Origin of the sequence: Geminocystis sp. GBBB08 (assembly GCF_016743215.1) — a bacterium.
GTDB lineage: Bacteria > Cyanobacteriota > Cyanobacteriia > Cyanobacteriales > Cyanobacteriaceae > Geminocystis.
This window is the reverse complement of sequence record NZ_VRZC01000225.1, coordinates 1-5,131: the sequence shown is the minus strand read 5'-3', so window position 1 is coordinate 5,131 and position 5,131 is coordinate 1. Positions and strand designations below refer to the sequence as shown.

Genomic DNA, 5,131 nt, shown 5'->3' with positions numbered 1-5,131 from the left:
CTATCATCAATTCTCGATGAGGATAGGGAAAAGGGAAGAGGGAAGAGGGAAAAGTAATCAGAATTGATTTTAAAACTCCTAAAATTGATTTTTCCCGTTTTGTTTCATTGGTATTATTGTACTGGTGGAAGATCTGAGTAATAAGTAATTCTCAAAAGCTAAAATCTAAAACCTAAAAAACAGGGTTTTTTTAAGACAAATAAATTGATTTATTGAAAAAATTAACAATTTCTTGAGCAATCATTTCAGTGCCATTTTTGAGTATGTTATTGTTACTTTGAGGGGGTAATAATTCTTGGTGTAAGAAATCCCAATTACTTTCAAAAAATTCTTGATAACTAACTATATTATGATAACTATAATCTTTTAAACCTTGTAATAAAATTTCAGCTTCAGCAAAACCTTCTCTCATAACGCTAATCAAAGGTATCTCTAAACGCATACTCTCAGAAAAAGTACTAAATCCGGGTTTAGACATGACTCTACCACATAAAGGCATCAAATCCACTGGGCGATGGGACGATGTATCAGTAATTTTCAACAAATTGGGCAAGTTAGGGGCATTATTATCAAAAGTAATAAACTGCCAATCAGGAAAATGATTTATATTTTGGTAGGGAATCGCCTCTATTCCTAAGCCTCCAAAAGTTAATAAGACAGTTTTTTCCTTATCAGTAGTAAGGTTAAATTTTTCTTGCAATTGGGATTGAGTATAACGGGGGATGCCACCAGTTAAACCCACATCTTCTTTAATAGGAAAACTAGCCATTTCTTCTGCTAAAGGTAAACGAAAAAGACGCTGACATAATTGATAACGATTACTTAACCAATCAGCAATATGATTAAATTCTCTTCCCCATTGACGATAAATAAAATCCCAACCAAAATTACTCATCATCCAACAAGGAATACCAGCTTTTTCCCCAATAGTTGCCGCCATTGCCGGAATATCTGCCAAAATTAAGCTAACTTTATTGATAATAATAAAATCTACTTCTCCGGCCACAATTTCTTTTTCCCGAAGGCAGTATTGTTTCATTTTTGTGAGAGTTGCTTCTAAATCCATCGTCAAACTATCAGATTGAATCACTCCCACATCAAAAGCACGATAACGATAAATAAAATCTCCTTCTATATAAGACTCTAATAACCATCGAGGTGCAGTAGTTACTAATACTAATAAAATGTCGGGATTTAATTTTTTTACTTGTGATGCTATAGTAGCCATTCGCACTGCGTGTCCAAATCCATGATTTGTTATAGCTAAATATAAAACAGGTAGAGACATGGGATAATTAAGAGTTAGTTTTAGCTGTTAGCTAATGATGACAAAGTTCAATCATAACTGAATCATAACAAGATTAATTATAAACTTTAATCATTATATTCGGGATTTTTTTTAGACATTCTCTTGCCCTATCCCTATAAAAAGTAAAATCAAATTAAAGCAATTTAAGATAAATTTTCATCATTATTGCCTTTTGCTATAAGTTAGACAAAAATCTATTTGTGTTTTTCATCCTTCTTCCTATAGAATTAGTTTTATTTTAGTGTTTTCCCCAGAAAAAGCAGTGAATGAGAGTTTAAATTATATTCGGCAAACTATTATTTTAATTAAATATTATAGTTTTGATCTTAGGGGTTATCGGATAAGAGAATTAATTGTAAAATGGACAAAAATCTATCCTCATCACTTGCTACCTTTAGCTATAATTGAGGCTATTTATCAAGGCAGACTAAAAGCTATTTCTGTAGAACAAATTTTGAATGTTTGGCTAAAAAAAAGAGAAATTAATCAAAGTTTTAATGAGGAATTTTCGAGATTAATTAACCCAAATATAACTTTGACGGCAGAAGAAGAACAAGATATAAAATATATCTTAACTAATTGTCATAATGCTCAAATTTTACCAACAAATATTCTTCTTAATTATCAACAAGAAAAGTTAGATAATACTGAAATATTAAATAGCCTAGAATTGAAGATGAATAACCATAATAAAAATTTTATAGATGATAAAATAAAGATGGAATCTTCTGTTAATAATTTTCAACCACTGGATGATTATTCTCAGTGTTTCCAAAAGTTAAAAACATTTATAATTAGTAATGACAAATGACAAATTATTTTTATTGTAAAAAATTGCTTATTTCATTCAAAACTTGTTGATCACTTATCATCCATTTATGAATCAAAACAGGAACTTTAATCTCTTTTCCTATCCCTAAAAGTGAACTATTTGCTGGAATAATCATAGCATCAAAAGGGGTCCAAATAATTAAACATTTAAGATTCGCTAAAATTTGTTTAACATCCTTATTTAAGTCTTCTAAAAATTGGCTATGAGGACGCATTTGTAAAATCCCTTTTAAAGGTAAAGTATAGGCTAAATTAGTACCATTATTAGGAGCAGAAATGCTGATATATTCTTCAACTTTATTGATGCCATTTAATCGTTGTAAATAATAACGAGTCACTAATCCCCCCATACTAAAACCTATTAATATTATCTTTTCTTCAGGAGTAAATTTATGATTAATATATTGTTTAACTTGTTGTGCTAAATCTCTTAAATCTGCTGTACCAAAATTAGGAATTAAGTCAATAGTATAAGTTTTATAGCCTTTTTTTTGCAAGTACAATATCATGGTTTCAAATTCTTTTCCCGTATCGGTAATACCATGAACCATTACAATAGGTTTCATAAACAATGAACAATCAAATATAAAAGTTTTTTAGGATATAAGTATAAGTATGATTATTAATCTAGCAGTTGTTGCCTCTTTCCTGTTCCCTTTTATTAAAAAATAATTCTCACAAATAGAATTGCTATATATCATAGATCTAAATCTATAGGAAATCCAGTGCAATGGCTAAAAAATCAATAGTTTTTCGAGAAATAAAAAGATTAGACAAAAAAAAATCACCCTTAAAACATCAAGAAAAAGATTTTCGGATGTCAAAAATTATGGAAAATTTTGTTAAACCTTACTTACATTTAGCCTCTAATTTTCAGGAAAAAGAAAAATTATTCACTTTAGGGATGATTGCATGGAATGCTTCTTTATATCCCCAGTCAGAAAGGGCAGATATTATTGATATATTATTCTCTCAGGAGGTTATTGGTGATGATTATAATCTACAAAAGGATTTAACTGTTATTATCATGACTTTTAACGATCGCAAGTTAACTTTTTTTGCAGATTATCAACGATTAATTATCGATTTTGACTTAACAAAAGTTGGTGAATTTTATGATTTATCAGTTACTTCCCAAAGTAAGGAATAAAAAAAGACTTAAGAAGGAAAGCAATAAGTTAGTTATTAATCAAAGTCAGTAGGTAAGCTAAATTAATACTGCATTTTACTTTTCTCAAATTTATAATCACAATGGGTAACAATGGGTTAAAACCCCTTGCTTTGCATTACCTATATACCATGAATTTTGTCTAAACACTTATAGGCATCTTGCCACATAACTCCTAACCCCTAATTATTACTGCTTCTTCTTTCTAACGCTCCTTTCGGATAAGCTATTCTTTGATGATTGAATTGTTGCCAAACATTAACAAACACTTCTGCAATAACTGGCAATTCTTCATATTTAATACCACTGTCATCGAGTTGATGTTCTCGCCAACGAGCCTTAAAAATCTTGTTAACCATTGCTATTGCTTGATCTGGAGTTGCTCCTTTAAGCGATCGCAAAGCAGCTTCACAACCATCAGCTAACATTACTATACCAGTTTCTCTTGATTGTGGAATTGGACCATCATAAGAAAAAAGAGTTTCATCGATGTCATGAATATTTTTGCCTTCTCCTTCAACTTGGATTTTAGCTTGATAATAAAAATAAGAAATTAATAATGTGCCTTGATGTTGAGGGATAAAGTCTTGAATGGCTTGGGGTAAACCAGCTTTTTTTGCCATGATAATACCTTCACTGACGTGCTTTTTTATGATTTGAGCACTCTGGTAAGGATCATTGATCATATCATGTTTATTAGGACCACCCATCTGATTTTCAATAAAACCGAGGGGATCGTGCATTTTTCCTATATCATGATATAGTGTACCTGCTCTGACTAATTCTACATTACAATGCAGTTGACGAGCGGCAGCTTCGGCTAAAGTAGCTACAAACATGGTATGTTGAAAAGTGCCGGGTGCTTCTGTGGCTAATCTTTTTAATAACGGGCGATTGGGATTAGATAATTCCGCTAGACGTATGGGAGTTATTAAATCAAAAAATCTTTCTAAATAGGGTGAAATTCCTAAAGCTAAAACACTGTAGATAAAACCTACTGTACCATGCCAGATAGCACCCGGTAAAATAGCATACCATACTGTCCCCACGGCTGCACTACCCATTAAGTTAACTATAAAATAAACACTTCCTTGGGTAATTCCGACACCGGCACCTAATAAAGCTAATTCTTCCCTTGAATGAAGACGACTAGCAATGAAAGAAGCAAGTAAACCTCCCGCAAAAGATGGTATTAAATATTGCCAACCTGTCATCTCTGTTTGAAAAAGGGTTAACCCTGTCATTATAAAGAGATTACTTACGGCTACAGTTGGTCCATAAAAACTACTCACTAAAAACCCCACGGCAGGTAAGGAATTATAACCCACATCAAATACAGATATAGCGGGGATTGAAATACTTAATAGCCACAACAGTACTTGATCTCGTCTTCTTAATTTACCTTTTACCCTATTAGCGATCGCCATAAACCCGATTAAAGAGACAGAAACTAAAGCAGTTGAGCCGAAAACACCGCTCCAGTTAATGCTTCTACGGCTTAAGGCAAAGTTATCTAATAAAACAAAATCTCGTTGGGTAATTTTTTCGCCAGCGTTAATAATCACTTCCCCTTTGTTAATAGTAACTACTACTGGTTGTATTGCTTGTGCAACTTTTTCCGCCCTGGCTTTTGTTTCCTCATCATCAATCATCAAATTTGATTCTAAATTAGTGTAAATAAAACTTATGGCTATTTCTTTTATTTTGGGAGATACTTTATTTTCAAGATGAATTTTTGTGGCGTGTAATTTTAAATTATTAGGTAATCCATACGGAATGTCCACAGCTAAAAATTATTTTACAGTTTGACTAATTTGTTTTTT

The 5,131-nt window shown here is 31.7% G+C and carries 4 protein-coding genes and 1 pseudogene; 2 read left to right on the top strand and 3 right to left on the bottom strand.

The features are described from left to right. Positions 1-190 precede the first annotated feature (190 nt). Positions 191-1,288, bottom strand: coding sequence for a glycosyl transferase (locus FWJ34_RS18185; RefSeq protein WP_308256753.1), 1,098 nt, complete (start codon positions 1,286-1,288; stop codon positions 191-193). A 283-nt stretch (positions 1,289-1,571) separates the two neighbouring features. Between FWJ34_RS18185 and FWJ34_RS18180 the strand changes: the two genes are divergently transcribed. Then, on the top strand, positions 1,572-2,120 hold the full coding sequence (locus FWJ34_RS18180; protein WP_308256752.1) for a hypothetical protein: 549 nt from the start codon (positions 1,572-1,574) through the stop codon (positions 2,118-2,120). A gap of 10 nt (positions 2,121-2,130) precedes the next feature. Here FWJ34_RS18180 and FWJ34_RS18175 read toward each other — a convergent pair whose 3' ends face one another. Next, the gene (locus FWJ34_RS18175) at positions 2,131-2,706 is read right to left on the bottom strand and encodes an alpha/beta fold hydrolase (RefSeq protein ID WP_308256751.1); all 576 of its coding nucleotides are present in this window, start codon (positions 2,704-2,706) and stop codon (positions 2,131-2,133) included. A gap of 164 nt (positions 2,707-2,870) precedes the next feature. On the opposite strand from FWJ34_RS18175, the gene FWJ34_RS18170 reads away from it, so the two are divergent. Continuing rightward, positions 2,871-3,290 carry a hypothetical protein gene (locus FWJ34_RS18170; protein WP_308256750.1) on the top strand — a complete coding sequence of 140 codons (420 nt, stop codon included), beginning with the start codon at positions 2,871-2,873 and terminating at the stop codon, positions 3,288-3,290. Between the two features lie 200 nt (positions 3,291-3,490). Here the strand turns inward: FWJ34_RS18170 and FWJ34_RS18165 are convergent. Next, positions 3,491-5,086 (bottom strand): annotated as a pseudogene (locus FWJ34_RS18165) (HD family phosphohydrolase); the annotation flags it as partial. Positions 5,087-5,131: the final 45 nt, after the last annotated feature.